This is a genomic window from Vibrio sp. 1401 (assembly GCF_033340295.1).
The window spans coordinates 1-621 of record NZ_JAWOWF010000511.1 but is presented as its reverse complement, the minus strand read 5'-3'; the positions used below and the strand labels follow the sequence as shown (position 1 = coordinate 621).

1 protein-coding gene is annotated in these 621 nt (G+C 47.8%); it reads left to right on the top strand.

Features of this window, described 5'->3' with window-relative positions; genetic code table 11:
- Positions 1 to 129: 129 nt before the first annotated feature.
- Positions 130 to 621 (top strand): tetratricopeptide repeat protein (locus R7Z77_RS26530; protein WP_411913221.1); only part of this gene is annotated, 492 nt, incomplete at its 3' end.

Below are 621 nucleotides of genomic sequence, written 5' to 3'. Positions count from 1 at the left end.
GTGTTTTGGCGATAAAGATCGCTTGGCTCGGCAGCTTTGAGATTCGTTTCACAGTTTATTCATGAGCCAAACCTAGACTGAAAAAATCCACCTTTCTAATTCGAAAAATAACAAAATTAGGATTCACCCATGAAGAAGAACCTCCTGGCTATCGCCCTTGGTAGCGTAATTGCGCTGACAGCAGCCCCTTATTCACTGGCCGCCAACGATTCTACAATCCAATCTTCCGCAGACTACTCGCAACTGGTGACCAAACGTCAAGTTGTCGACCAACTTTTGAATGACGCCGTGGAAGCCTTTAAATCGCCGGCGCGTATCTCTCACGCTGGTTTTACCGCGAAAATGCCGAGCAATATGGAGATAGTTACCGACCGATTGCTAGAAGCTTACCAACTTGAGCCATACCGCACCGACCTACTCATTTCTGCGGCAAATGCGCAGATTTACAACAAGAACGTCGATCGAGCAATTGAACTGTTCGAACAAGCCTTGGCTGTGGCGCCGGACGATGTAGATTTACACGCTTATCTTGCGGTGTGGCAGCGCTTTAAAGGCAATCAAGCCGAATCAGATCAACACATGACAACGCTGGCCAAACTGAATGCTGGTAAAGCAGCAGAC